Origin of the sequence: Bordetella genomosp. 4, from assembly GCF_002261185.1 — a bacterium.
Lineage (GTDB): Bacteria > Pseudomonadota > Gammaproteobacteria > Burkholderiales > Burkholderiaceae_B > Bordetella_A.
In genome coordinates this window covers 345761-371117 of sequence record NZ_NEVQ01000022.1, presented here as the reverse complement: position 1 = coordinate 371117, position 25357 = coordinate 345761, and the positions used below count along the sequence as shown (strand labels likewise).

Here is a 25357-nt window from a genome sequence, read left to right as displayed (position 1 = left end):
TAATCCTTTCGGGCGACGGGCCGGGAGGAGCTGGATCGCTCTGCAGGGTGAGATTACTCCTTTCCGCCATCCAGGCGGCAATACGGTACGCTTTAGCCTGTTTCAATGCCAGTATCCAAGCATGCAAGACGACCTATTTGGAGATACCGCTACGCAGCCGGAGGACACTACTGCCCCTCAGGGGGATCCGGTTTCTTTCATCAGCTTGAACCCGAACGGGGTGCAGCCCGCGGCCAGCGTCGAGGGCTGGCGCGATCTTGCGCAGCAACTGCCAGCGCAATTGCGTTTTGGTGTCTCTACCTGGTCCTATCCGGGCTGGGATGGACTGGTGTGGGATGGTGATTACGCTCCGGCTACGCTGTCCAAAAATGGCCTGCAGGCCTACCATCGGCATCCGTTGCTGCGGACAGTGTGCGTGGACCGTACTTTCTGGCGGCCGTTGACGACCAGCCAATACGCCGCTTACGCAGGGCAGGTCGACGAGGATTTCCGTTTTGTCGTCAAGTGTCCCGCCAGCATCACCGATGCCCAGATACGCAGCGAGGACGGCAAGGCGCGCAAGGCCAATCCGAATTTTCTCGATCCGCGCCTGGCCGTGGAACACTTTGTCCAGCCGGCGCTCGCCGGCTTGCGCGCCAAGCTGGGCGTCCTGGTCTTTCAACTCAGTCCTTTGCCCTGGAACTGGCTTGGCCATCCCGCGTCTCTGTTAGAGCGGCTGGACGCTATGCTGGCTGCCGTCCGGGAGGCGCTGCCTGCGGATGGCGCCGTCATCGTGGCGGTGGAAGTCCGAGATCCCGAGTTGCTGAGCCAGGGGCTGGTAGACACACTCAAGGCGCACGGGGCTACGTTCTGCCTGGGCCTGCACGGCAAGATGCCGCCGATCGAGGAGCAGCTGCCCATGCTGCGTGCGCTATGGCCGGGCCCGCTGGTCTGCCGTTGGACCTTGAATCGGATCTTTGGCGCGTATGGCTATTCCGACGCGCAAAAAAAGCACGATCCATTCAACGCCATTCTTAGCGAAGATCCTCATACACGTGCCGTGCTGGCACGCACCATCCGCGGCATCACGGGCGCAGGCCAGCCTGCCTATGTGACTGTCAGCAATGATGCCGAGGGTTGTGCGCCGCTTTCTATTCAAGAACTCGCTCGAGCGATTGCGGCATAGCGCATGTCACATGGTAGCCATTGCCGAGGAACCGGATAACTGATCGGTGAGCCAGGCACTCGCATCATTACACGACCCTATCCTTGACGGCGAAAAACCATTCCGCCGTGATGAAGGGTGTTCTCATCGACGAATACGCCATCGGCGGTGAATCCGGTGTCGTCCCAATAATCGATGTGCTTGCCTTTCACCTCATAGCGGCCTTGATAGGCGCTTTCGCGGCTGCCGCGGGCCTCGTCGTATCGGCCGTTGGCAAGAAGCTCATGGCGGATGTGTCCGTCGTCAGTTACCCACATTCCAATGTAAGGATGCTCATTCATTTGCGTTTTTCCTTGTTGCTCAATAGAAACCCGTTTTATGACGTCGTCATAGGGGACGAGGTCTAGGAAGGCGATGACTTCAGTTGCGCGTTGATTTTCCATTCGGAAAATCCACACATAGCTGTTGTGGTAAGGCTCGCCGTCGGCAGCTGTTGCGGCGCCGTCCCAGTGAACAATGACATCGTCACCCTCGGCCCATACATCTTTCACTGTGGGCCGCACGGGTGCAGCCAGTCGCGCTGCAAAGGGGGCTACTGCCTGCTCCATGAACGCGTCCCGGCCTCGGTAGGTTCCGGCTGCGGGGCTCGTTCCTTTGATTATCCAGACGACGTCAGGCGACAGCACGTCTTGAAAGAACGTCCCGTTGCCGGCCGCCCATTGTTCGAAGGCCTGCACGATGAACTGCCGATTACGCTCGGTTGTCGAGCCGGCGGTGTGAGCATTCGCGCAACCGTTGAGCAGTGTGATGAAAATCAGCGCCGTTACTGTGGTGATGTATCTGAAAATCAACATGCGGTGTGCTCCTGTGTTTATGAGAGAAAACCAAGCCGCTTCGTTCAGACGCGGCGCTGCAGATTTGTCTGGCCGAAAATCAGCTGCTGAACCATGGGGCGTTCCACAAAACGATTGGGAAAGATGGCCTCGGGTGCACTAGCTTGACTCAATCGGGCGATATGCTCGGTGTCCAGACAGATCCTCAGCGCACCCAGGTTGTCCTGAGCCTGTATCAGCGTTCTGGCCCCGATGACAGGTGCGACGACAGCAGGGTTCAGCAGCGTCCAGGCCAGTGCGACCTGAGACGGCGTTGCACCGATCTCATGGGCAACGGCGTTCACGACCTCAGCGATGTCCAGCGAGCGCGCTGTCATATGCCCAGACGATGCGATCACTCCCTTCCGCGTCACAGAGACACCGGCTTCGCTCGCCTGTTGCAGGTCGTCCCGGCTGTATTTGCCGGTTAGAATGCCGCCGCCGAGCGGTGACCACGGCATGACTCCCAAGCCCATTTCCTGCGCCATCGGCATCAATTCATGTTCGGGGGTGCGTTCGACCAGGCTGTACTCGATTTGCAGAGCCACGAGTGGAGACCATCCGCGCAGATCAGCCAGGGTTTGCAGTTGCGCGACCTTCCAGGCCGGTGTATTGCAGATGCCGAGATAGAGGACCTTGCCGGATCGCACCAGATCGTCCAGCGCACGCATGACTTCATCGGCCGAGGTTGTAAAGTCCCAGGCGTGCAGGTGCAGCAGTTCGATCCGGTCGGTGTCGAGCTGCCGCAGGCTGGCCTCCACCGAGCGCACCAGGTTCATTCGGTGATTTCCTCCTGAATTGGGGTCGCTTGGATCACGCGCCATGGTGAACTTGGTTGAAACCACAATGCGATCGCGCCTGCCTTTCAACAACTGGCCCAGAATGCGTTCCGATGTGCCGTTTGTGTAGTTGACCGACGTATCAATGAAATTGCCGCCGCTGTCTACGTAGATATCAAAGATCCTGCGTGCCTGCTCATCGTCGGCGCCCCAGCCCCAGTCGGCACCAAAGGTCATGGTGCCGAGAGCCAGTGGCGAGACGCGCATGCCGGATCGTCCGAGAAGACGGTATTGATCGAGCGCAGTGGGATGGGACATGATGATCTCCTGCCTGAGTGAAGGTGTTGAATCCGCAGGCAGAAGTTTGAGCCGAGTGATGCGAATCGTTGTAGCGGGATCGTCCTGAGTTCTTGTACGATCGTCCGAACTGACGGCTCTCCAGTCGTTGGAGCGCCAACATCCTCTTAGAGTGACACATGGGTTCCCTGACAAAGCTTGTCGATATTTTGGATCGTCATACTCCGGGTAATGGCACCTACGGCACGCCGATTCCAGGTGTGAGCCTGATCCGCTCAGATACTCCTACCCTGCCGATGCCTGTCGTGTATGAGCCGACACTTTGTCTTATTGCACAGGGGCGGAAGCGGGTGATGCTGGGAACAACTACCTACGTGTACGATCCGGCGAGGTATTTGGTGGCATCAGTCGATCTGCCTGTTACCGGGGCAGTCATCGAGGCCAGCGAGGCGGCTCCCTATCTGTGCCTGGTAGTCGATCTCGATTTGGCCGAACTGAGCGATCTTTGTTTGCGTTATCCGGTCCATGGCCGGAACGACGATGCACCGTCGGCCGGCATCGCGCTCAACGACACCACCCCGGAACTGTTGGACGCAGCGGTACGGCTGGCAGCGCTGCTCGATACGCCGCGCGATATCGATGCCCTGGCCCCGCTAATGATCCGCGAGATTCTCTATCGTCTTCTAACGGATTCGGGAAATGGCATTCTGCGGCAGATGGCGGCGGCGGACAGCCGACTGAATCAGATCGCCAAGGGTATTGCCTGGCTGCGGGCACACTACCGCGAAAACCGCCGGATCGAAGAAATCGCCGACGTGGCCGGCATGAGCCGCTCGACGTTCTATGCGCACTTCAAGGCGGTCACATTCATGAGCCCCCTGGATTTTCGCAGCCAATTGCGGTTGCAGGAAGCGCGCCGGCTGATGGTCTCTGAGGCGATGGACGCTGCAGTCGCGGGGTTTTGTGTCGGCTACGAAAGCCCGTCTCAGTTCAGCCGCGACTATGCCCGTATGTTTGGCGCTCCGCCTGCCAAGGACGCCTCTCGATTACGTGGGATAGTACAGGCGTCTGCACCATGCTCATAAGAATGAGCCAGTCCTGACGGACGTACCGCGCAGATCATCTACGTCGGCTGCTTTCCCTGACAATCAACTCACTCTCGAACTCATCCCGCACCAGATCCGCCGGGTTTTCCCCTTCAGCATTCAAGAGTTTCAATATCGCCCGCGCCGCGTGTTGACCGATCTGGTATCTAGGCGGCCTCACCGTCGTCAACGCAGGCGTCAAGCGTGCAGATATCGCCGCATCTCCGAACCCCGCCATCAGGCAATCACGAGGCAGCGCTACACCACACGCCGGCGCATGCAGAATAGCCCCGGCGGCCATGTTGTCGTTGGAGAAAATCACGGCCTCGGGGCGCGAGCGTTTTGGCGCTTTTGCGAATGACTCGATCCATTTTTCGCCGACATCAAAGTCGTCAGCATGCGTCGCGACCTGGATATCTGGTTTGAAACCGGCTTTTCGCATCTGCGATGCATATCCGTCAGCCCGTTGTTTGGCACGGAAATCTTCTGAGGCCATTGGCAATACAAACTGAATGCGCTGGCATCCTTGATCCAGAAAGTGTCCGGCGAGTACTGCGCCGACTTCAGCGTGCGGAAATCCCACTTGATGAAAAGGGCGCTGCGGCACAAATCCCCAGGCCTCGACGATTGGAATGTTCAACCCTCTCAGTATGGTCTCCGACGCGGGGGTGTGATCATCACGGGTCAATATCAGCGCACTGGGATGCCAACCCACAAAAGTGCGGATGGCTTGTTCTTCCTGTTCTTTTGAATACTGCGCGTTCGCCAGCAAGAGCTGCAGACCCGACGACTGCAGTTCATCGGTCATTCCCTTTACGAGATCCGCAAACGTTGTACTGGCAATGTTCTGCATGACGGCGCAGACCACGCGGCCTCTGCCCGAGGCGAGTCCGCCGGCGACTTGACTGGGAACATAGCCAATGCTGTCGACGATCTCTTTCAGGCGCTCGCGCAATGCGGCGGACACTTTATCGGGCGAGTTGAAGTAGCGGGAGACGGTAATCGAGGACACCCCAGCCATATTGGCAACGTCATGGATGGTGTACGTCCCGGTCTTGCGACGGGCCGCGCGTGGGGTCTCTTTAGTGTCGGACTTATTGTGTTGAGTCATGGTTTCTACTGATGGCGCCAGATCGAATGTTGATCCTACACTGCGTCCAATGTTACCGGTAACAGTTACCGGTAACATTGGAGCTAACCCTGAGATGCCAATTCGCTAGAAATTGCACGAGAACGAAGAGGGACTTTGTGCCCCGGGAGACAAAAGATGGCCGTAAATGGATCTGGATCCAGACGTCGATTTGCCTTTGCTGCAGCGTTGCTGAGCTGCCTGCCGCTATCCCCACTGTCCGCGTTGGCGGATGAGGCGCAGGATTACCCCAAAAAGCCGGTATCTCTGGTGGTGCCGTATCCGGCCGGCGGCGTCGCCGACCAGTTCGCGCGCAGCATGGCCAGTGAATTGGGCAAGCGCCTGGGGCAAAGCGTCATTGTGGAAAATCGTCCTGGCGCGAATGGCAACATAGGCTCGGCCCTGGTGGCCAAGCAGGCCGCGGACGGCTATACCTTGCTGCTCGGCTCGACCAGCACGCTGGCGGTCAACCCGCATCTGTACAAGAACATGGGCTACGACCCCGTCAAGGACCTGCAGCCAATCACGCTGACGCATCAAATGCCTAACGTGCTGATCGTCAATACCGGCACGCCATATCACAGCGTTGCGGATGTGGTTGCCGCGGCCAAGAAGGCGCCGGGGCAGATTGCGTTCGGATCAGCGGGGAACGGCAATTCCATGCATTTGGCGGGAGTGCTGTTTCAAAAGCAAGCGGGCATCGAGTTGATGCATGTCCCGTATCAGGGGGCACCGCCGGCATTGACTGATGTCATGGGCGGCGCTATTCCGATGATGTTTATCAACCTGCCCGCCATCGTCGGCTATCAAAAGTCGGACAAGATTCGCATTCTGGCGGTGACGGACACCAAGCGCGCCAACAGCGCGCCCGGCGTGCCTACCTTCAGTGAGGAGGGCGTCGATGGGGTGGTCTCTCGCGTATGGAACGGGTTGTTGGTACGGCAAGGCACGCCCGGTGCCATCGTGAAAAAGCTGAACACCGAGATCGTGGCCATCCTCACCGATCCCGCATTTCGCAAAACGCTAGAGGCGCAGGGCTACGAAGTCCTGTCGTCTTCTCCGCAAGAATTCTCGGATCTATTGAACAAGGATCTGAAAGCAATGGGCGAGCTCATCGAGGCTGCCAATATCAAGCTGGATTGAAACATGGTTGAAAAAAAGAAAATCGGCGAACTGCGCAGCCAACGCTGGTTCGCTGGGGAAAGCATTCGCGGTTTTGCACATCGGCAACGAATGCAGCAGCAAGGGCTGAATCGCGAAGAGTTCATGGGGCGGCCTATTATCGGCATCCTGAACACGTGGAGCGATCTGTCGCCGTGCCATGCTCACCTGAGAGACCGTGCACAGGCGATCAAAAGGGGCGTCTTGCAGACAGGGGGATATCCGTTGGAGCTCCCGGCAATGAGCTTGGGCGAAGTCATGGTGAAACCGACCACCATGCTCTATCGAAACTTTCTGGCCATGGAGGCCGAGGAGCTTATCCGCAGCTTGCCTCTGGATGGCGTGGTGCTACTGGGCGGATGCGATAAAACCACACCGGGGTTGGTGATGGGCGCTATCTCCATGGGGATCCCTGCCATCTTTTGCCCAGCGGGTCCCATGTTGAACGACCGATACAAGGGACAAGCAGTCGGAGCCGGCACGCATACCAAGAAATACTGGGAACAGTACACCATAGGCGCGATCGATCAGGAAGAATGGATATCGCTAGAGGCGCGGATGACGCGTGCTCCCGGCACGTGCAACACGATGGGCACGGCCAGCACGATGACCGCCATCGTAGAGGCCATGGGGCTGGCCTTGCCAGGCTCCACGAGTGTGCCTGCCATGGACGCGGGGCATACACGAATGGCCTGGTCATGCGGAGCGCGGATTGTCGACATGGTGTGGGACGACCTTACACCGTCGAAGATCTTGAGCCGTGCGTCGTTCCTGAACGGGGTGGCGACGTGGATGGCGTTGGGTGGGTCGACCAATGCGGCTGTTCATCTACCTGCCATGGCGAACCGCGCCGGCATTGAGCTGGGGCTGGATGATTTCGATAGCATGGCGCGCAAGGTCCCCGTCATCGCCAATCTATTCCCGTCGGGTAACCGCCTGATGGAAGACTTCTATTACGCGGGTGGGCTGCCTGCATTGCTGAACCGTATCAGCGATGTCTTGGCACTGGATGCATTGACGTGTACGGGCAAGACCTTAGGCGCCAATATCGAGGGTCATGTCAGCACAGACGACGATGTGATTCGACCGTTGAATAATCCGGTTGTGAGTGCGGCGGAGGGCTGTCCTGAGGCCAGCATGGCGCTCGCCGTGTTGCATGGAAATCTATGCCCAGAGGGAGCTGTCATCAAGCCGTCTGCCGCATCGGCACGGCTGCTGAAACATACCGGACCAGCGTTGGTATTCGATTCCAACGCCGATATGTTGGCCGCCATCAACGATCCCGCATTGGAGGTTGATGAGAATACTGTTCTGGTGTTGCGCAATGGTGGGCCGGTCGGTGGTCCTGGCATGCCGGAATGGGGCAATCTGCCGATTCCCAAAAAGCTGCTCGAAAAAGGCGTTACCGACATTCTGCGTCTCTCGGATTCGCGAATGAGCGGCACGCATTATGGGACGTGTGTTCTGCACATCAGCCCCGAGTCCGCTGTAGGCGGGCCTTTGGCTCTGATTCGTACGGGCGATCTGATCCAGCTCGATATCGCGAAACGGCAACTCGATGTTCTGATTTCCGACGCCGAACTGGCTGAGCGGAGAAAACAATGGGCGCCACCCGCCAAGACCTACGAACGCGGCTACACCCGCATTTACCAGGCAGAAGTGACGCAGGCCCATCAGGGCTGCGATTTCAAGGCCCTCGAAGGGACCGCGCCTACGCCCGAACCCTCCATTTACTAAAGACGCAGACAAGGACACGCAATGCCAGCGCCGAAAGACCTGTTAGAAAACGCATTTCGCACCCGTTTGAACGAACCAGGCGTGCCGCTTGGGACGTGGCTGATGTCGGGCACGTCCAGCACAGCAGAGGCCATGGGTCACGCTGGATTCGATTGGCTATTGGTCGATCTGGAGCATGTCCCGCTAGATGAAAAAGAAACGCTCGCGGTATTGCAGGCGATCGCTGGCACCAATGCCTGCCCCATCGCCCGCCTGGCTGCCAATGATCCGATCCTGTTCAAGCGCGCCTTGGACCTGGGTGCCAAAACCGTCATGGTGCCGTTCGTGGATAGTGCCGCTGCTGCCCGGCAAGCGGTGTCGTATGCAAAGTATCCGCCCGAAGGGATTCGCGGTTTTGCGGCCGTGCATCGAGCCAGCGGCTATGGCACTGCCAGCGAGTACGCCAAACGTGCGAATGACTCGGTCTTCACCATCATCCAGCTGGAAACGCCGCAGGCCGTGGCCGCGTTGGAGGATATTGCGAGTGTGCCGGGCGTCGATGCGCTTTTCCTGGGACCGGGCGATTTATCTGCCAACATGGGGCATATCGGCAATATCGCTCATCCCGACGTGAAAGCCGTGATCGCCAATGTGGCCAAACGTTGCCAGGCGATCGGCAAACCTTGCGGCATTGTCGGTCCTACCCCAGAGATGGTTTCCGAGTTCATCGAACTCGGTTATTCGTTCGTTGCCGTGGCTTCGGATATGGGCATGATGATGCGGCAGGCGACTGCTTTCATCGGTGCTATCCGGCCCGCCATCGCAAAAAAATTCGAAAGCAGCGTGTACTAAAAAAGAGAGATTGGGAGACATCACGATGAAATCACCATCGGCTCTGGTGAGCGCGATCGCGGCGGCCGCGGCGCTGGCAATGGCACCTCAGATCGTGTCTGCACAGCAAGCGAACTACCCCAGTAAACCCATCACCATGATCGTGCCGTTCGGTCCAGGCGGCACCTCCGACATCATGGCTCGAATCCTGGCAAAGCATCTGAGCGCCGCGTTGCCTGCGACGATTGTTGTTGAAAACAAAGCCGGGGCGGGCGGGGCCATCGGTATGACCCAACTAAAGCGATCAGCGGCGGACGGATACACGGTCGGCCTGTCTGTGATCGGGCCGGAAGTCCTGCAGCCGGCCATCCGCAAGACGGGGTACACCTATCAGGATTTTGATCACGTATGTGCGACCTATTCAGTGCCGCTGATGATGATGGTTACCGAGGACTCGCCTTTTCGGAGTGTGTCGGATGTCATTGCCTACGCGAAAGAAAACCCGGGCAAGCTGACGTATGGGTCTTCGGGGCATGGCACATTGCTGCATCTGGCCATGGAAATGTTGATGGACCAGGCTGGGGCTACGGCACTGCACGTTCCATACAAAAGCTCTGGCGAGATGGTCACCGATCTAATGGGTAAGCAGATCATGGTATTCAATGAAACGCCGACGGTGTCCAAGCGCTATAAGCTGCGCCCATTGGCGGTGTTCTCGGACACGAGGCTTGCCGGCTACCCGGATGTTCCGACCATTAAAGAGGCGGGATGGTCTATCAATGCCTCTATCTGGGGCGGATTGATTGCGCCCAAGGGCCTGCCTAAAGAGGCGATGGGTGCATTGGAAAACGCCTGCCAAACGGCATTGAAAAGCGATGCCTATCGGGCTGACGTCGAGCCGCTAGATACCCCAGCCTATTACATGGACTCGCAAGCCTTCGCCGCGTTTGCACAGGACCAGTTCAAAATGTATGGCGATCTGATCAAGCGCCTGGGTTTAGTAGAAAAGCAATAACTTCGCGCCTGGTTTGATGGCAGGAGTTCGTTAATGTCCGAGCAAGCTCAGGCGGCCTAGGGCAACCGAGGATGCTCAGATCTTCATTGAAGGGGAATGCTGGCGCCGATATCCAGCATTCCCCTTGTTGGTTCATGCGTCCCCTTTAGCGGGAACGATCAGCACCATTGTCGTGCGGGCAGATGTCCGCAAAAACCCGTCAGCACCTCGTTGGTGCGCTTTTACCCGGAATGAGTGCGTCCAGCACTCGTTTGGTGCGACGCAACATTGTCTCGTCTTGGTAGTCCTGCTTGGCATGGTTTTTGCATAGTTTCTAAGGCAAAAAAGACCCGTGCCAGCCGGTACACCAGCTGGTCTCAAGTACTACGTTATTGGGACAGACATGACTGCCAAAGCTACTCGCATTGATCTATTCAGCCTGCGTACGCCGCAGATGCGTGCCTTTCACCTGACTTGGCTGGCATTCTTTGTGTGTTTCTACGCGTGGTTCGCGTGCGCGCCGCTGATGCCCGTACTAAAGGGCGAATTCAATCTCACGCCGGGACAGATCGCCAATATCAATATTGCCGCGGTGGCAGTGACCATCCTTGTGCGTCTCATTGTCGGGCCGCTGTGTGATCGCTATGGGCCGCGCAAGGCTTATACCGGCTTGCTGGTATTAGGAGCGATTCCGGTATTGGGTGTGGCACTGGCGCAGAGTTATGAAGCGTTTTTGTTCTTCCGGTTGGCGATAGGCGCGATCGGGGCGAGCTTCGTCATCACGCAGTATCACACCTCTGTCATGTTCGCGCCCAATGTGGTCGGCACGGCCAATGCCACCACAGCGGGCTGGGGCAACGCCGGCGGCGGTGTGGCGCAAGGCACGATGCCGCTGCTGTTGACGGCCATCGTGATGATGGGCGTGAGCCAAAGCCTGGGCTGGCGTCTGGCCATGGTGGTGCCTGGTGTCGCGATGCTGATCGTTGCCGCGCTCTACTGGCGCTACACCCAGGATTGCCCGGAAGGCAACTATTCAGACTTGCGAGCAGCAGGAAAGACTATCGACAGCGGCAAGAAAGGCGGCTGGGCCAGCTTTGCCGCGGCCGCCTGTAACTATCGCGTATGGCTCTTGTTCGTGACCTATGGCGCCTGCTTTGGTGTGGAGATTTTCATCCATAACGTGGCGGCTATTTACTACGTCGAGCGTTTCGGCCTGTCCCTCTCGTCGGCAGGCATAGCGGCGGCGAGCTTTGGCTTGCTGGCGTTGTTTGCCCGCGCGTTGGGCGGCATCGTGTCTGATCGGATGGCGCAGCGGCGCGGGCTGGATGGACGCACGCTGCTGCTATGCGTGCTGATGGTCGGTGAGGGCGTGGGACTGTTGGGCTTTGCTCATGCGGATAACGCCACGCTAGCCGTGCTGGCAATGCTGGTGTTCGGCCTCTTTACCCATATGGCCTGCGGCGCGACGTATGCGCTGGTGCCCTTTGTGGATCGCAATGCATTGGGCGGCGTGGCGGGCATTATCGGCGCCGGCGGCAATGTGGGCGCGGTGGCGGCGGGTTTCTTGATGAAGGGGATGGGCGATACGCAGAGCACGCTATCCGTGCTGGGTGTGTTGGTGATCCTGTCGGCGGCATGTGCGATCGCCGTGCGCTTTTCTGCAGAACATAAGGCCCGCGAGCAAGCCCTGTACGACAACACGCTGAACCCCAGCGCCGCGGGCGCCTGAGGAGGAATTTTTCATGAGTATGAAGATCATCGTTGTTGGCCACGGGATGGTGGGCCACAAGTTTCTGGAAAGCCTCGCTGAGACGGGACTGCAAGATGTCGAAGTCACGGTGTTGTGCGAGGAACCCCGTCCTGCTTATGACCGGGTGCACTTGTCCGAGTTCTTCAGCGGCCGTACCGCTGACGATCTATCGCTGGTAGAACCTGGTTTCTTTGAACGTACCGGTTTCAAGCTGCGCCTGGCTGCGCGCGCTGTTGCCGTCGAACGCCGTAACAATACGGTGACCACTGCGGATGGCGAAGTGCTGCCCTACGACAAGCTGGTGCTGGCCACGGGCTCTAATCCTTTTGTGCCAGGGTTGCCCGGGCGGGATCGTCCGAATTGCTTCGTTTATCGCACGATCGAAGACCTGGAGGCGATGCAGGCTGCAGGCCGTGGGGCCAGGCGCGGTGTGGTGGTCGGTGGCGGACTGTTGGGGCTGGAGTGTGCGAAAGCCTTGAGGGATATGGGTCTGGAAACGCATGTAGTCGAATTCTCGCCTCGGCTGATGACGGTACAGGTGGACGAGAGCGGCGGCCAGATGCTACGCCGCAAGATCGAGGCATTGGGCGTGCAAGTGCACACCGATCGCAATACGGTAGAGATCGTAGACGGAGCGCTGGCGCAGCACCGCATGGTGTTTGCCGACGGCAAACTCCTGGAAACCGACATGATTGTGTTCTCGGCCGGGATACGGCCGAGAGACGAACTGGCGCGTCAGTGTTTGCTGGCGGTAGGCTCGCGTGGCGGTGTAGTGATCGATGACTTCTGTCGCACGAGCGATCGTAATGTTTATGCGATAGGCGAATGCGCGTCGTGGCAGGAGCAGGTGTTTGGCCTGGTGGCGCCCGGTTATGACATGGCGCGTGTGGCGGCTCGTCATATCGCCAGCGAGGCTGGCCTGATGGGTGTCGAGGCCACCCGTTTCGCCGGCGCCGACATGAGCACGAAGCTCAAGCTGATGGGCGTGGATGTGGCCAGCATCGGGGATGCGCATGGCAAGACGAAAGACTGCCGCAGCTACCAATATGTCGATGAACGCAAGCAGGTCTACAAGAAAATCGTCACCAGCGAGGATGGCAAAAAATTGCTCGGCGCCGTGCTGGTAGGCAACGCCGATGAGTATGGCACGCTGCTGCAGATGGCGCTCAACGGTATCGCCCTGCCAGAGGAACCCGAGTTTCTGATTCTGCCTTCGAGCGACGGCAAGGCCAAGCCTGGCCTGGGCGTGGACGCGCTGCCCGACAGCGCACAGATTTGTTCCTGCAATAACGTCACCAAAGGACAGATCTGCGCGGCTGTAGGGGAAGGGGTGTGCACGATCGGCGATCTAAAGGCTTGCACCAAGGCCGGGTCGACTTGCGGCGGTTGTGTGCCGTTGGTGACGCAGGTCATGAAGGCCGAGATGAAAAAGCAGGGAATGGCCGTCAACAACCATTTGTGCGAGCATTTTCCCTATTCGCGCCAAGAGATCTACCACTTGGTGCGCGTGGGTGAGATCAAGACTTTCGAAGCATTGTTGGAAAAGCATGGCAAGGGGCTGGGCTGCGACATCTGTAAACCCGTCGCGGCGAGCGTTCTCGCGTCCTGCTGGAACGAGTTCGTTCTGCAGCCGCCGTTGGCTGGCCTGCAGGACAGCAATGACTATTACCTCGGCAACATCCAGAAGGACGGCAGTTACTCCGTTGTGCCCCGCATGCCCGGTGGCGAGGTTACGCCCGAGGGGCTGATCGCCGTGGGACAGGTCGCCAAGAAATACGGGCTCTACACCAAAATCACGGGCGGTCAGCGCGTGGATATGTTCGGCGCGCGAGTAGAGCAGCTGCCCTTGATTTGGGAAGAGTTGATCGCGGCGGGCTTCGAGTCCGGTCATGCGTATGGAAAATCCCTGCGTACCGTCAAAAGTTGCGTGGGATCCACGTGGTGCCGTTATGGTGTGGGGGATTCCGTGGGCTTCGCCATCTCTCTGGAGAACCGGTACAAAGGCCTGCGTTCCCCGCACAAGATCAAGTTCGGCGTGTCGGGCTGCACACGTGAATGCGCCGAAGCGCAGGGCAAGGACGTGGGCATCATTGCTACCGAGAAAGGCTGGAACCTCTACGTGTGCGGCAATGGCGGCATGAAACCGCGGCACGCCGAGCTGTTGGCATCCGATCTGGATCAGGCCACGCTTGTGAAGTATGTCGACCGATTCCTGATGTTCTATGTACGTACCGCTGATCGCTTGCAACGCACCAGCACCTGGCGCGACAACCTAGAGGGCGGTCTGCAGTATCTGCAAGATGTCGTGGTGCACGACAAGCTGGGCATTGCGGCCGAGCTGGAAGCCGAGATGCAGCATGTCGTGGATACCTATCAGGATGAGTGGAAGGTCGCTGTCACGCAACCGGAGGTTCGCAAGCGTTTTCGCAGTTTTGTGAACAGCGAATCGCTGGACGAAAAAATCGTCTTTGTACCGGAACGCGGACAGATACGCCCGGCGTCGCCGCAGGAGCGCGAAGAGACCGAGCGGGCGGAAGCCCTCACCGTCTAGTACGGCCTCATTGGATATAGAGAAGGAATGGCAGCATGACAACCCTTGAAAAAGGCTGGGCAGACGTCTGCGCAGTTCAAGACATCGTGTCCGGCACCGGCGTCTGTGCCTTGGTCGGCGGGCAGCATGTGGCGGTGTTTCGTCTGGGTGACGGGCGCATCTTTGCCATTGGCAATATCGACCCCAAGAGCGGCGCCAGCGTGCTGGCACGCGGCTTGGTCGGAAATATCGGTGATCGTGTCGTCGTCGCGTCGCCGCTGTACAAGCAGCATTTCGACTTGTTCACCGGCGAGTGCCTGGAGGAGCCAGAGCACTCGGTGCCGGCCTACCCCGCCAAGATCGACAAGGCTCGGATCTGGGTGGCAGCATGAGTCAGTCGGGGCGCCCCAGTTTGGTGGTAGTAGGCAACGGTATGGCTGGCATGCGTACCGTAGAGGAACTGCTGCAGCTCGCCCCGGACTTGTACGACATCACTGTGTTCGGCGCAGAGCCGCATGGCAACTACAACCGTATCCTGCTGTCCCCAGTATTGGCTGGCGAAAAGAGCGTCGGCGATATCATGCTCAATACGCGCGAATGGTATGCCGAATACGGTATCACCTTGCATGCCGGCGATCCGGTGGTGCAGATCGATCGTTCGCGCCGGCTCGTGCATGCGCAAAGCGGACTGCAGGTTCGCTATGACCGATTGTTGATCGCCACGGGGTCGAGACCATTTATTCCTCCTGTGCCGGGCAGCGATCTCGATGGCGTAATCGGGTTTCGCGATATTCAGGACGTGGAAACCATGCTCGAAGCCTCGCGCCAGCATCATCATGCCGTGGTGATCGGAGGTGGACTGCTGGGGCTGGAGGCTGCCAACGGTCTGTTGCGTCAAGGAATGACGGTAACGGTGGTGCACCTGCACCCGAGTTTGATGGAGCGCCAGCTGGATGCGCCGGCCTCTGCATTGTTGCAGCGGGCACTGGAGTCCAGCGGCCTGCGTTTTGAAATGGGCGCGCAAACTGCCGAGCTGGTAGGCACGGAGCGCGTTACCGCCGTGCGTTTCAACGACGGGCGCGAGATTGCAGCCGATCTGGTCGTGATGGCGACAGGTGTGCGGCCAAATGTCGACCTGGCTCGTGACTCGGGCCTGCATTGCGAGCGTGCGATTGTTGTGGACGATACGCTGCAAACCTATGATCCGTGCGTGTACGCGGTGGGAGAGTGTGTCGAGCATCGCCGCAGCACGTTCGGTTTAGTCGCCCCTATATGGGAACAGGCGCGCGTATGTGCGGCGCATCTGGCGGGGGCGGGCCACCGCCGCTATGTACAGCGTGCCACTGCGACCAAGCTCAAAGTCACGGGCGTCGATCTTTATTCGGCCGGAAATATTGTCGGCGGCGCCGATACTGAGGATATCGTTCTGCGTGATCCACGGCGGGGCATTTATAAGCGGCTGGTACTCAAGAATGATTGCGTCGTCGGCGCGGTGTTGTACGGCGACGTGACGGATGGGCCGTGGTATTTCGATTTGATCCAACGGCAAGCGCCGATCACCTCGATTCGGCAACGCCTATTGTTCGGCCAAAAGCTCTGCGAAGCAGGTTGACGGCAGGATTGCAGATGACAACGACGATTAAGATAGCTCCCGTTGATACGTCGGTACGTACCACGTGCCCGTACTGCGGCGTCGGTTGCGGGGTGCTGGCTATGCCGCAGTCGGATGGCGAAGTCCGCATTGAAGGGGATATTCAACATCCCGCCAATGGCGGACGTCTATGCGTGAAAGGCTCCGCGCTCGGTGAGACCGTTGGCTTGGAAGGCCGTCTGCTTTATCCTGCGATGCGGCAGGCCGTGTCCGATAAAAGCGCGCCTTTGCAACGCGTATCGTGGGATCAGGCGCTCGACACCGCAGCCCAGGGATTGCGTCGCATCATCGAGTCGCATGGTCCTGACGCCGTGGCGTTTTATGTCTCTGGTCAGTTACTGACCGAAGACTATTACGTTGCCAATAAATTGATGAAGGGCTTTATCGGCAGCGCCAACATCGACACGAACTCCCGGCTGTGCATGTCGTCGGCTGTGGCGGGACACAAGCGTGCCTTTGGTGAAGACCTGGTGCCTGTCTGCTATGACGATCTGGAATTGGCTGACCTGGTGGTTCTGGTGGGATCGAATGCGGCATGGTGCCATCCCATCCTGTTCCAACGGATCGCGCGCGCGAAAGAAGCCCGGCCCGACATGAAGCTGGTGGTGGTCGACCCGCGCCATACCGCGACGTGCGAGTTGGCGGATCTGCACCTGCCGATCAAGCCCGGCACCGATGTCTGGCTGTTCAATGGTTTGCTGGCGCATCTGGTGCGGCAGGGCCTGGCAGACGAGCGTTTCGTTGCCGAGCACACCGCGGGCCTTGATGAGGCGCTGCTCGCCGCAGGCGCTGATAGCGACATCGCATCCGTGGCCCGCGACTGCCGGCTCGATGAGGAATCGGTTCGCACTTTCTTTCAGTGGTTCATCGAACGGCCTCGGACGATCACTGCATTCTCGCAAGGCGTGAATCAGTCCTCGGCAGGCACAGACAAAGTCAACAGCATCATCAACTGCCATCTGCTTACCGGCCGTATCGGTCAACCCGGAACGGGGCCATTCTCAATCACCGGCCAGCCCAATGCCATGGGCGGACGCGAGGTGGGGGGCTTGGCCAATATGCTGGCCGCTCATCTGGAACTCCATGAGCCGGCGCATCGCGAACTCGTACAGGCATTCTGGGATGCGCCGCGTATGGCCGATCGTGTGGGTTTGAAGGCCGTTGACTTGTTTCGGGCCATCGAGGCGGGGCGCGTCAAGGCAGTATGGATCATGGGAACGAATCCCGTGGTCAGCCTGCCTGATGCCGACCAGGTCCGACGTGCCCTGGATGCGTGTGAACTCGTCGTGGTGAGCGATATCGTCGCTCATACCGACACCATGGCTCATGCCGATATCGTGCTGCCTGCCTTGGGCTGGGGCGAAAAAGACGGCACCGTCACCAACTCGGAACGCCGGATTTCGCGCCAACGCGCTTTCCTGCCGGTGCCAGGCGAGGCGCGAGCAGATTGGGACATCATTGCCGACGTGGCGAGACGTATGGGTTATGAGGGCTTTTCGTATCGTCACCAACGAGAGGTATTCGACGAGCATGCCCGCTTATCGGCTGAGTCCAATGAAGCGAATCTCATACCTAGAGCATTTCATATTGGCGGGCTGGCGGGTTTATCTCCAGCGGCATACGATGCGTTGACGCCGGTGCAATGGCCACTGCCGTCGGGTGGCAGTGGCGCTGCGCGCCTGTTCAGCGATGGCGCTTTCTCCCATGCGGACGGACGCGCACGCTTTGTTCCTACGCCGGTGCGTACTCCGGAACACGCCGTAGATGACGAATATCCGCTGATTCTCAACACGGGCCGTGTGCGCGACCAATGGCACACCATGACACGCACGGGTCGTGCTCCAAAACTCGCCGAGCATGTTCCCGAGCCCTTCATTGACCTGCACCCGCACGATGCGCTCTTGGCTGGCGTACGAGAAGGAGCGTTGGCACGGGTACGTTCTCGCTGGGGCAGCATGGTTGCCAGAGTGCGCCAAGGGGGCGGCATCGCTCGCGGCAGTGTATTCGTGCCCATTCACTGGAATGGCCAGTTTGCTTCCGACGCGCGCGTGGGGGCTGTGGTCAATCCAGTCGTCGACCCTGTTTCGGGCGAGCCAGAGTTCAAGCACACACCGGTGATGGTGGAGCCTTTCGACGTGGCATGGCACGGTTTTGTGCTGACGCGCCGAGAGCTGAAGACCGACGATGTCGCTTGGTGGACGCGTATCCAGGGTCGGAAGTTTCTGCGCTATGAATTGGCCGGTCGGCAGCTCGTCGATACCCCTCAGGATTGGGCCCGCGCGCTACTGGGCGTGAGCGACATGCAGGCCGATTGGCTGGAATACGAAGACCGTACCGCACGCGTCTATCGCGCCGTGTACCTCATCGATGATCGCATCGAAGCCTGTGTTTATCTGTCGCCACGTCCCGATCTACCGTCGCGCCAATGGTTGGCAAGTTTATTCGCTCAGGAGCGTCTGGAGGACATCGATCGCGCAGGTGTGTTGCTCGGCCAGCCCATCGTGGCTGGAGCGGATACCGGTTCAGTCATTTGCTCGTGCTTCGGCGTCGGCCGCAATACCATCTGCGACGCGATCCGCGACAAGGGGTTGCAGACGACGGGTGAGATAACGGCCTGTGTCAAAGCCGGCGGCAACTGCGGTTCGTGCGTGCCAGAGCTCAAACGATTGCTCACGGAGACACAGGTATTGATGCGCGCGGCGGCTTGATCCTCTGAGCGTTTCGATGCTTCTCCGGCATCCTCATAGGAACGGGCATAGACAATGGTGCAGGTACTCGCGCTACATCTATGCCGTGCTTAAAACCTGTGTCTCAGCCCCACCGCATACTGCGTCTGGTGCCACGACGGATCGTCCCAAGCACCACGTAAGTATCCCGCAATGGCGTAAACGCCCGTGCGTTTGGACAGTTCGTGGGTGTAACCCAGTGAATAGACTTGCTGGTGATGCGTGGCATTGGCTGCTGCCAATGCACCGTCGTTCTGCGGCACGCTCGCCTGCCAGGACGCCATGACCGATCCTGCGCCCACGCGCCAGGTCAGGCCCGCCAATAGTCCATGTACCGTGCTATCGGGAAAATACGCCTGCTGCCCCGGAGACGGAACGGCGGGAATCGTGGAGCCGTGCCGTATCCATGACCATGCGACATAGACCGTCAACGCGTCCCACGTGGCACGCGCCGCGGCCGTTGTGGAATAGGGTTGGCGTGCGGCGCCCTGTGCCGCCATCGCCTGGGCCTGCGGGGTGTTTTCTGCCCAGTGGGCGCGCTCGTGCGTCAAGGTAATCGCGTAGGCGTCTTGTTCATAGACAAGCGCCGCGCTGGCCAGCTTATTGGAGGTATCCGTGGCGAAACCGCCTGCACCGTCGTAGCCGAAGCTATAGTCCGTGCCGACGCGCCATCCGTTCCACGATGGCGTCCAATAGGACACCATGTTGTCGGCGCGATTTGCATTGAACGGCAACAGATCGGTCTGCGCACCGGTATTCAGATATGACGCCAGGAACGGATCGAACTCAGCCAGCGTAGCGGACGATGCCGAGGCCTGACGCCCCAGTCGTAACTCGCCAATGGGGCCTGACAGCCCCACCCAGGCGGCTCGCCCAAATAGCCGGCCTCCCTGCGCGGACCGTCCGTTGGCCGCCAGAATGCCGCTTTCCAGATTGAAGCTTGCACGCCAACCCGAGCCCAGGTCTTCGGTGCCGCGCAGGCCCCATCGCGATCCCGATTGCACGCCGCTCTGCATGGAGATCGACGTGCCTTGTTCTTGTGAGTTGATGCCCGCGATGCTCAGGTCGATGACGCCATACAGCACGAGTTTCTGCGATTGCGCGTGTGCGACGTACGGCGCGCAGACGGCAGCCGCGCATCCGGCATGAATTGCCGCATTCCGTAGCCAACTGCGCATCACAGATACTTCAGCCAGGTGATGTCACGACGGCGCGCTTTCAGTTGGCCATACCAGCGCACCGGTACAAACAACGCGGCGGCCAGCAGTATCGAAATGACCCACAACGCAGGCACGCCAGACACACCAAAGTAGTCGCCCTGGTTCAATCCCCAGATCGCAACGCACGCCAGATATAGCGCTTTCAGGACATAAAGGTGCAGCAGATAAAAGAACATGGGCGCGGCGCCAAACACGCACAACACGCGTATCCAGGCGGCTCGTCCTGCGCGTTCCATCAACGCCAGCAACACCAATCCCAGGCCTAGGGTCAGCAACAGGAACATGAGCGATGGCGGGTACTTCGTCACGTTCAAAAAGCTCATGAGCGTGTGTATCGTGTCGTCCTGCATCCCCCATTTTTGCGCTTGGCCATAGCCATTGATCGCACGCAGTACGATAAACGCCGCCAATACTCCCAAGCCGCCATAAAGCAGGCCCCGTTGTCGCACCGTCGATTGGACTCTCGCGTGAAACCAGGGACCGGCGGCATATCCCAGTGCGATGACGCCTATCCAGGGCAGCAGAGGATATGAGGTGCGCAGACGCAACGCGTCGCTCACTTCGATCCAGCCGCGATCGTGAAGGACGGCCCAGAGGATGTGTGCCCAGTGGCCTTGTGCGAAGTGGACCGAATCCAGCAGATTGTGGCCTGCAACCAGCACCAGTCCCACGCCTGCCACGACTGAGCGCGGCAGCCACAGTAACGCCGCCAGAGCCAGCATACTCAGGCCGATGACCCAGATGACTTGCAGATAAATGACCGATGGCGGAAAAGCAAACGTCCACGCGACGTTCACGACCACAATTTCCAGCACGATCAGGAACAGACCCCGCTTGGCCAGGAATGCTGCCGTGGCGGCTCGGCTGCCGGCACGGTCGCCGTATAACCAAGCCGAAATGCCGGTCAGTAAAACGAACACCGGGGCGCACAAGTGCGCCAGCAGACGGGAGAAAAACAGATCGGGGGGCGTGGCCGCGGCATCCATCGGATCGCCCACCTGAAAATGCAGGTAGAACGTTTCGCGAACGTGATCCAGCAGCATGATGACGATGACCAAGCCACGCAAGGCATCGATGGAATAAAGACGGTGAAAGACGGCAGATGGGTTAGGCGAGTGAGGCTGGACGGCAGACATGTAATGGAGGCAGGCGTGCCGGCAATGCGGCAAATGCGTCGGTGCTTAAAAGTGACTGAATTGTAATGTAATAACATTTCAATGCAACTGCGGCACGCCGGCGCGCTACTCCTCCAGGCAGGCCGATGCAGCACCTGCCTGCCTCACCCCGCCGGATTCACAATACGGCGATACGCTTACGCTCGATAAGATCAAAATCGATTTTTGCCCCGAGCCCTGGTTCGGTCGGAGCATGAACAAACCCCTGCGCATCAGGCTCGATGTCTTCGATCAAACCGTACTTTTGTGCGCCGCCAGGCAAGAGCACTTCAAAGAACTCGGTGTTCTTCAAAGCCATTGCAACGTGCAGTTGAGCCACGTTGTTCAATGAGTTTCCACCATGGTGAATTTCATAGTTCATGCGAAAGGCTTCGGCCAGATGAGCGGTTTTCAGCATGCTGGTGATGCCGCCTTTGAGTGGGATGTCCCCTCGCAGGAAATCAGTCGCATTCTGTTGGATCCACGGCACATAAGCATCGAGCACAGCCGCCGGGGCCTCGGTGGCCATGATGGGAATATGCAGTTGCTGCTTGAGCTTTACGTAGTTGTAGAGGTCTGAGTCCTGTAGCGGGTCTTCGTACCAGTAGTAATTCAATTCCTCGATAGCGCGACCAACGCGGACGGCCTCGGGGTACTGATATGCCCACGCGGCATCGAGCATGACCAGATAATCGTCGCCGACCGCCTTGCGTACTGCTTGGCATACTCGGATATCCTCTTGCCACGGGTGAGGAGGGTGGATCTTGTAGGCGGCCCAGTTCAAGGATTGATAATGCAACGCTTCGTCGGCATATTCCTGAGCCGAGTCCAAAATCATTGAGCTGGCATAAGCCTTGATCTTGGTGCGATAGCTGCCGATCAGGCGATGAATGGGCAGGCCGGCGACTTTACCCGCAATGTCCCATAGCGCCACGTCGCATGCGCCAATCGTCCGTATGGTGGTGGTGCGGGCGCGACGCCACATGGCTTGAAACAGCCGCTCCCGATCCAGAGGGTCCTGACCCATCAAAATGGGCTTGAGATATTTGATCAGATTAGGAGCATCCAAGTCCGCCGGATAGTACGCGGACCCCAGAAACGCATGCCCGGTCACGCCGTCGTCGGTCTGGATGGATAGCAGACCCATTTTGCTTGATCCGGCGAACTTGCCAGTATGGGCCGCGTAGCTGGTAGGAGGAATGTCATCCCAAGAGAAGAGGGTGACGCTGACATTGTCGATCTTCATGAATGCTCCGAGGTGAGGCGGCTCGCTGTTGTTCAGCTCAATGCAGTAGTGCAGCGGCAGCCTCGGTGATCAATGACTGGCTTCGGTATATAAGCGCATACCCTCAATTACGCCGGGCCGTGCCGCCATGCGTTCGGCCCACGCGGTCAATGCGGGACATATCGCAGGATCCAGCAGGTTGCGGCGTAGCGCATAGTTGGGGTAAAGGATGAAGTCGGCATAGCTGATCGCACCGGCCAGATACTCGCGCGTTTGGAGATGTTGCTCGACAATGCCGAAATAGCGCAGGAAGCGCTTTCGAAACAGATCGATGTGTGATTGGACTTTTTCAGGGGATACGACCTCCACCTGATTCATGGCGGCGCTGGTGCCGCCAATATCGGTGCCGGCTTGCCAGGCCCATTGCATTGCCAGGGCCTGTTCTGCTGCGTCTTGAGGTACAAAGCGGCCGGATTTCTGGCACACATACAGCACGATGGCTCCGGATTGCGCCAACACAAGCGGGCGGCCATCCGGGCCGTCAGGGTCCACTATGGCAGGAATCTGGCTGGCCGGATTGATGTCCAGATAGTCCGGGGTCTTGTGCGCGCCTGCACCTACATCAATAGGGATCACGCGGTGCGGCAAACCTGATTCCGCTAAAGCGATAGTGGCGCGTAGACCGTTGCTGGTACGCCAAGCGTAGACATCTATCATTCATTTACCTTTCTGTTGATGTGCTGTGACAGCGCTTTGCCGACGATGCGGCCAGCTTCCTTCGGATCATTCCACTTTCACGTTTGCCCGTTTGATCAATCCGGCCCAGTCCTTGGATTCCGCATCCAACCATTGTTTGTATTCAGCGGCGGACTGGTACACAGGCTCGACCATCATTTTTCGCAGCGTCTCCACGGTTCTAGGATCACGCATGAAATCCTGCACTGCCTGATTAAGCTTCTGGATATCTGCTGCCGGCATCGTTGCCGGCGCGAATAGGCCTTGCGAGATCATCGCGGAAAATCCCGGCACACCGGATTCGCTGATGGTCGGGATGTCTGATGCGTAGGGCGAGCGATTGGGAGTCGCGATCGCCAGAGCACGCAGCTTGCCTGCCCGTAGCAACTCCAACACGGACGGCAATCCCGTAAACACCATGTCGATATGACCGCCCACGGTATCCGAAATGGCAGGGCCGCTGCCTTTGTAGGGGACGTGCACCAGCTTGATCTTTGCCTGCTCCATGAGTTTCTCTGCAGCCAAATGCGTGATGCCACCTGCGCCGGAAGAGCCGATGGTGAGCTTGCCTGGTGTTTTGCGGGCGGCTTCGAGTACGTCCTGGAATGTCTTGAAGCGCGAGTTGGCGGGGACGACAAGTACGTTGCCAAAACTCGCCAGGTTGGCCACGGGGACCAAGTCTTTGCGCGAGTAGCTCAGAGAGGCGTAAAGAGAAGGGATGATGCTATAGACCGCCGAGTCCGACACCAACAGCATCTTATTCGGATGGGCTGATTTGACGACTGCTTCGGTGCCTATGATGCCGCCTGCACCGGCGCGGTTTTCTACGACGATGGTTTCTTGCAGCGCTTTTCCCAGCGCTGGCGCCACCATGCGGCCGAACAGGTCAGAGCCGCCGCCAGGGTTGTACGGCACAATCAATTGCACCGGTTGCCCGCCCTGCGCGCTCGCAGCGATAGGAACGAGTGGTAGTCCGAGCGCGATGCCAGCCGCGCATAACAGCCTTTTCAACATTGCTTGTCTCCGAATTTTTGTTCGTACTACCGATAGACATGCTTTGCATGTCAAACTCGTCTTCTCGGCTCTCGTGGCCGACGATTATTTGTTTGGTAAATTACATCATTGTTAAGTTGTCAGGCAACTATTTTATGGCTAGCGCTCCGACAAATGACCGCTCGCGGAAAACGCCTCCCAATGAGCCTTCCGACGAGGACCTGCGGGCAACGCGTCCACCGCGATTGGCCGATCAACTCTATGACCGTCTGTTGCAACAGATCACCTACGGGAAATATCCCGAAGAAAGCCGCCTCCCGTCAGAGTTCGATTTATGCGCAACGTTCGGCGTTTCCCGCCCGGTAGTTCGCGAGGCATTGTTTCGCCTGCAGGCTGATGGCGTCATCGTGTCGCAGCGTGGGGCGGGGTCTTATGTGCGAAAGCGTCCCAGTCCCGAGTTGATACGGTTGGCTCCGATAGGAGGCTTGGCCGAGCTGGTGCGCTGTATGGAGCTACGCAGCGCAATCGAGGGTGATGCTGCCTATATGGCTGCGGCGCGACGCAGTGAAGATGATCTCGACATCATGGCCAAAGCCCTCGACGATATGCGAGTCGCTTTCGAGGCACGTCAAGTCGGCAACGACGCCGATTACCGTTTTCACCAAGCGATTGCCGTGGCCTGCGGTAACGATCTATTCGTGACGACGTTGCAGTCGCTTTCGCAGCAGATATTCGACTACATGCGCGTCATGCGCAGCTTGGCCTTATCCAGCGCGGTGACACGAGGCCAGCAGGTGCAGCGCGAGCATGAATGTATTTTCCAGGCGATTCGCGATCAGCAACCTGACGCGGCACGTGATGCGATGCGAGAACACATTCACAATTCCAGGATGAGAACACTGGACGAGAATTTTTTGCCTGCGAGAAAGAGGTAATGGGCGGGTGCTGCCATGTAGTTCCGACGCCCAATCATGCCTCAGACATCGGCCCGCCCGGATATTTCGGACGCTTGGCTGCAGTGACAATGATTTCCACCAGCAACTCCGGCGAGGCCAATTTGGCCTCGCACGTTGCACGCGTCGGCATTGCATTCGCCGGGACCCATTCGGCCCAGGCGGCGTTCATACCGTCAAAATCGCGTTCGATGTCTTTGAGCCAGATTTGCACGGACAAGAGCCGGGACTTGTCCGATTTGGCCTGTGCCAGATAGCCGTCGATTTTTTTCAGTACATCGCGGGTCTGTTCGGTAATGCCTCCCGCGGCATTCGATGTCACGCCCGCCACATACACGGTATCTCCGTGAATCACGACGCGGCTCAAGCGCTCGTTGGACTCTCTGCGTACGATATCGGTCATGCGGGGTGT

21 protein-coding genes are annotated in these 25357 nt (G+C 58.8%); 12 read left to right on the top strand and 9 right to left on the bottom strand.

Features of this window, described 5'->3' with window-relative positions:
* Window positions 1–121 precede the first annotated feature (121 nt).
* Window positions 122–1165 (top strand): DUF72 domain-containing protein, encoded by a 1044-nt coding sequence (locus CAL20_RS22945; RefSeq protein WP_094839104.1) that lies wholly within the window; start codon window positions 122–124, stop codon window positions 1163–1165.
* Between the two features lie 77 nt (window positions 1166–1242).
* On the opposite strand, the gene CAL20_RS22940 is transcribed toward CAL20_RS22945, so the two are convergent.
* Both CAL20_RS22940 and CAL20_RS22935 read right to left on the bottom strand, forming a co-directional pair.
* The gene (locus CAL20_RS22940) at window positions 1243–1998 is read right to left on the bottom strand and encodes an Atu4866 domain-containing protein (protein ID WP_094839103.1); all 756 of its coding nucleotides are present in this window, start codon (window positions 1996–1998) and stop codon (window positions 1243–1245) included.
* A gap of 44 nt (window positions 1999–2042) precedes the next feature.
* On the bottom strand, window positions 2043–3113 hold the full coding sequence (locus CAL20_RS22935) for an aldo/keto reductase (protein ID WP_094839102.1): 1071 nt from the start codon (window positions 3111–3113) through the stop codon (window positions 2043–2045).
* 158 nt (window positions 3114–3271) lie between these two features.
* On the opposite strand from CAL20_RS22935, the gene CAL20_RS22930 reads away from it, so the two are divergent.
* Entirely contained in the window at window positions 3272–4177 is a 906-nt protein-coding gene (locus CAL20_RS22930; protein ID WP_094839101.1) for an AraC family transcriptional regulator, read from the top strand.
* 34 nt (window positions 4178–4211) lie between these two features.
* Here the strand turns inward: CAL20_RS22930 and CAL20_RS22925 are convergent, their stop codons facing one another.
* On the bottom strand, window positions 4212–5288 hold the full coding sequence (locus CAL20_RS22925; RefSeq protein ID WP_179266725.1) for a LacI family DNA-binding transcriptional regulator: 1077 nt from the start codon (window positions 5286–5288) through the stop codon (window positions 4212–4214).
* A gap of 156 nt (window positions 5289–5444) precedes the next feature.
* Here CAL20_RS22925 and CAL20_RS22920 point away from each other — a divergent pair, with 156 nt between their 5' ends.
* The 9 genes from CAL20_RS22920 (at window position 5445) to CAL20_RS22880 (ending at window position 18647) form a co-directional block, all read left to right on the top strand.
* Window positions 5445–6449: a Bug family tripartite tricarboxylate transporter substrate binding protein gene (locus tag CAL20_RS22920; protein ID WP_094823393.1), complete on the top strand. Its 1005-nt coding sequence runs from the start codon at window positions 5445–5447 to the stop codon at window positions 6447–6449.
* A gap of 3 nt (window positions 6450–6452) precedes the next feature.
* Complete coding sequence (araD, locus tag CAL20_RS22915) at window positions 6453–8204, top strand: L-arabinonate dehydratase (protein ID WP_094839099.1); 1752 nt, start codon at window positions 6453–6455, stop codon at window positions 8202–8204.
* 21 nt (window positions 8205–8225) lie between these two features.
* The gene (locus tag CAL20_RS22910; protein WP_094839098.1) at window positions 8226–9035 is read left to right on the top strand and encodes an HpcH/HpaI aldolase family protein; all 810 of its coding nucleotides are present in this window, start codon (window positions 8226–8228) and stop codon (window positions 9033–9035) included.
* A 25-nt stretch (window positions 9036–9060) separates the two neighbouring features.
* On the top strand, window positions 9061–10029 hold the full coding sequence (locus CAL20_RS22905; protein WP_094839097.1) for a tripartite tricarboxylate transporter substrate binding protein: 969 nt from the start codon (window positions 9061–9063) through the stop codon (window positions 10027–10029).
* Between the two features lie 382 nt (window positions 10030–10411).
* Window positions 10412–11737 carry an MFS transporter gene (locus CAL20_RS22900; protein ID WP_094823389.1) on the top strand — a complete coding sequence of 442 codons (1326 nt, stop codon included), beginning with the start codon at window positions 10412–10414 and terminating at the stop codon, window positions 11735–11737.
* A gap of 19 nt (window positions 11738–11756) precedes the next feature.
* The gene (gene nirB / locus CAL20_RS22895; RefSeq protein WP_094839292.1) at window positions 11757–14309 is read left to right on the top strand and encodes a nitrite reductase large subunit NirB; all 2553 of its coding nucleotides are present in this window, start codon (window positions 11757–11759) and stop codon (window positions 14307–14309) included.
* 35 nt (window positions 14310–14344) lie between these two features.
* Complete coding sequence (gene nirD / locus CAL20_RS22890) at window positions 14345–14680, top strand: nitrite reductase small subunit NirD (protein WP_094839096.1); 336 nt, start codon at window positions 14345–14347, stop codon at window positions 14678–14680.
* Window positions 14677–15900 carry an NAD(P)/FAD-dependent oxidoreductase gene (locus tag CAL20_RS22885; RefSeq protein WP_094839095.1) on the top strand — a complete coding sequence of 408 codons (1224 nt, stop codon included), beginning with the start codon at window positions 14677–14679 and terminating at the stop codon, window positions 15898–15900. Before nirD ends, CAL20_RS22885 begins: the two co-directional genes overlap by 4 nt.
* A gap of 14 nt (window positions 15901–15914) precedes the next feature.
* Entirely contained in the window at window positions 15915–18647 is a 2733-nt protein-coding gene (locus tag CAL20_RS22880; protein WP_094839094.1) for a nitrate reductase, read from the top strand.
* An 89-nt stretch (window positions 18648–18736) separates the two neighbouring features.
* Here the strand turns inward: CAL20_RS22880 and CAL20_RS22875 are convergent, their stop codons facing one another.
* The 5 genes from CAL20_RS22875 to CAL20_RS22855 form a co-directional block, all read right to left on the bottom strand.
* A complete protein-coding gene (locus CAL20_RS22875; RefSeq protein ID WP_094839093.1) occupies window positions 18737–19843 on the bottom strand; it encodes a porin in 1107 nt (368 codons plus the stop codon).
* Entirely contained in the window at window positions 19843–21021 is a 1179-nt protein-coding gene (locus CAL20_RS22870) for a DUF1624 domain-containing protein (RefSeq protein WP_094823384.1), read from the bottom strand. Before CAL20_RS22870 ends, CAL20_RS22875 begins: the two co-directional genes overlap by 1 nt.
* A 157-nt stretch (window positions 21022–21178) precedes the next feature.
* Window positions 21179–22285: an enolase C-terminal domain-like protein gene (locus CAL20_RS22865; protein ID WP_094839092.1), complete on the bottom strand. Its 1107-nt coding sequence runs from the start codon at window positions 22283–22285 to the stop codon at window positions 21179–21181.
* Window positions 22286–22354: 69 nt separating this feature from the next.
* Window positions 22355–22981 (bottom strand): glutathione S-transferase family protein, encoded by a 627-nt coding sequence (locus CAL20_RS22860; protein WP_094823382.1) that lies wholly within the window; start codon window positions 22979–22981, stop codon window positions 22355–22357.
* A 66-nt stretch (window positions 22982–23047) separates the two neighbouring features.
* The gene (locus CAL20_RS22855) at window positions 23048–24013 is read right to left on the bottom strand and encodes a Bug family tripartite tricarboxylate transporter substrate binding protein (protein WP_094823381.1); all 966 of its coding nucleotides are present in this window, start codon (window positions 24011–24013) and stop codon (window positions 23048–23050) included.
* Between the two features lie 134 nt (window positions 24014–24147).
* Between CAL20_RS22855 and CAL20_RS22850 the strand changes: the two genes are divergently transcribed.
* The gene (locus tag CAL20_RS22850) at window positions 24148–24927 is read left to right on the top strand and encodes a FadR/GntR family transcriptional regulator (protein WP_179266724.1); all 780 of its coding nucleotides are present in this window, start codon (window positions 24148–24150) and stop codon (window positions 24925–24927) included.
* Window positions 24928–24961: 34 nt separating this feature from the next.
* On the opposite strand, the gene CAL20_RS22845 is transcribed toward CAL20_RS22850, so the two are convergent.
* Window positions 24962–25348: a RidA family protein gene (locus tag CAL20_RS22845; protein ID WP_094823379.1), complete on the bottom strand. Its 387-nt coding sequence runs from the start codon at window positions 25346–25348 to the stop codon at window positions 24962–24964.
* Window positions 25349–25357 lie beyond the last annotated feature (9 nt).